The 1,965-nt window shown below is 61.4% G+C and carries 4 protein-coding genes; all 4 read right to left on the reverse strand.

Annotated features, from left to right (window positions below; genetic code table 11):
- A partial coding sequence (locus A2I95_RS34075) for a glycosyltransferase family 2 protein (RefSeq protein ID WP_291736929.1) occupies positions 1-694 on the reverse strand: 694 nt, incomplete at its 3' end.
- A 131-nt stretch (positions 695-825) separates the two neighbouring features.
- Positions 826-1,062: a GlsB/YeaQ/YmgE family stress response membrane protein gene (locus A2I95_RS34080; RefSeq protein ID WP_259989199.1), complete on the reverse strand. Its 237-nt coding sequence runs from the start codon at positions 1,060-1,062 to the stop codon at positions 826-828.
- 10 nt (positions 1,063-1,072) lie between these two features.
- On the reverse strand, positions 1,073-1,309 hold the full coding sequence (locus A2I95_RS34085) for a hypothetical protein (protein ID WP_291736932.1): 237 nt from the start codon (positions 1,307-1,309) through the stop codon (positions 1,073-1,075).
- Between the two features lie 13 nt (positions 1,310-1,322).
- The coding region (locus A2I95_RS34090; protein ID WP_291736934.1) for a methionyl-tRNA formyltransferase at positions 1,323-1,965 on the reverse strand (643 nt) is incomplete at its 5' end.

Genomic DNA, 1,965 nt, shown 5'->3' on the forward strand with positions numbered 1-1,965 from the left:
GCGCATAGTGGTTGAGCTGCGCTGCGGAATAGCCGTAGCCGCCGCGCACGTACAGGGCGCCTTCCAGCTCATCCTCCGGCAGGCGTGTGCCATCGGCAAGCTGCCAGTTCACCTCGCCCGCCGTGTCCGCAAGAAAAGGGCGGTGAACCCCCATACGGGTGAATTTTCCATTTTTGCGGAACGCGGTCTTGAAGAACCGGTGTTCGTCCGGGAGCCCCGCAGCAGGTTCAGCCAGCACAAAGGTCTGCGGCACCGGGGGATGGTCCACAGTCCCAACCCCTGCATTGCCGAAAATGCGCCAAACAAAGGAAACCGCATCTGCATCCGCCCGCTCTGCCAGCAGCCCTGGCAACGTGCCGTCACCGGAATTGATCTGCAGATATTCATCGACGTCGATCACCAGAACCCAGTCAGCATTGTTCACCTTGGGCTCGTATTCCGCCCACATCAGTGCGCTTTTGTGCGGGCCGCGGCGCACCACCCGGCTGAACCGGTGTTCGATTACACCCATCCGGTGCAGGCAGCGCAGGATGTGGTCCGTGGGATCGGAGCATTCATTGGTGAAGATGACAAAATCGCTGACACCAATGGATTTGTAGTGGCTGATCCAGTCGAGAATATAAGCGCCTTCATCCTTCATGGTGGTCACAACCACCACGTTCGGCGCGCCGGGCTGGCCGCTGTCCTGTGTCATCTGCAAATGCCCTCTGCCTCGATTTTCCACCGCGTTGCTCAGCGGTTGAGATATTGTATTCATTCAGCGGGCCGGTGCAGCAGAAATCGCCCGTTCTCCCCCCGGCTGTGGCCTGCGTACCTCAGCCGGGATTACTTGCCCAGGTAGCGCTGCCAAAGCCAGATCAGCACCAAAGCACCCAGTACCGCGCCGGCAAAACCGGCCATGAACCCCATGACCGCCAGCAGGGCGCGCAGCACCAACCCGCCGATCAATGCACCGGCCATGCCGATCACAACAGTTGTGATGATATCGGTTTCAAGCCGCATCAGCCGGGTCGCCAGGAAACCTGCCGCAGCGCCGATGATGATCAGAGCAAGAACGGGCATAGCAATCTCCCTATCTGCGCCAATGGGTCGGCACGATCACCAAGGCCCCGATGGAAGAGGCAATCGCATTCCAGCCCGGCGCGCTGAAGCCGATGCCGAACATCAGCCGAATGAAATAGAACAGGAACGCACCACCGGTGCAAATGATGATCGATGGCACATAGCCATTGCTGGTAAAGCCGCTGCGTTCAAAAGCGTAGCCGACAATACCGGCAATCACCACGGTGCCCATCAGGGTCAGAATCATGCCGGGCTCCCGGTTACAGGCGGCAGCCCTTCGAAACAGGGTAGCCACGTAAGAATACTTCAGGATCCTGCGCGCTTTTACCTGCCCGTTGCAAGCGCAACAGCTGGACCGCGCCGGACCCGCAAGCGATTGTCAGATTGTCATCCAGAACTTCGCCCGGCGCGCCTTGGCCCTCTGCCAGCTTTGAGGCCAGCAGCTTGACCCGCTGGCCCTCGATTTCGCACCAGGCGCCGGGGAAGGGCGACAGCCCGCGGATCTGACGGTCCACTTCAGCCGCCGGACGGGTCCAGTTTATCTGCGCTTCGCCTTTGTCTATCTTTTCGGCATAGGTAACGCCCGCCTCCGGCTGCACCTCAGGCGTCAGCTCTGCCAGGCGGCTCAAGGCGTCCACGATCAGCGCAGCGCCCATTTCCGACAGCCGGTCATGCAGCTGGGCGGTGGTTTCCTCGGCGCCGATTGCGGTAGCCTTACGCAGCAGCACCGGCCCGGTGTCGAGCCCTGCTTCCATCTGCATGATGCAGATGCCGGTTTCCGGATCACCCGCCATGATCGCCCGGTGGATCGGCGCCGCCCCGCGCCAGCGCGGCAAGAGGCTGGCGTGGATGTTCAGGCAGCCATGCTCAGGCGCGTCCAGAACCGCCTGCGGCAGGATCAAA

This window comes from Leisingera sp. F5, from assembly GCF_001593695.1.

Bases quoted from the DNA above. Each gene is read 5' to 3' on its own strand.
- A2I95_RS34080 (WP_259989199.1), bottom strand. From the start codon at position 1,062: ATGCCCGTTCTTGCTCTGATCATCATCGGCGCTGCGGCAGGTTTCCTG.
- A2I95_RS34085 (WP_291736932.1), bottom strand. From the start codon at position 1,309: ATGATTCTGACCCTGATGGGCACCGTGGTGATTGCCGGTATTGTCGGC.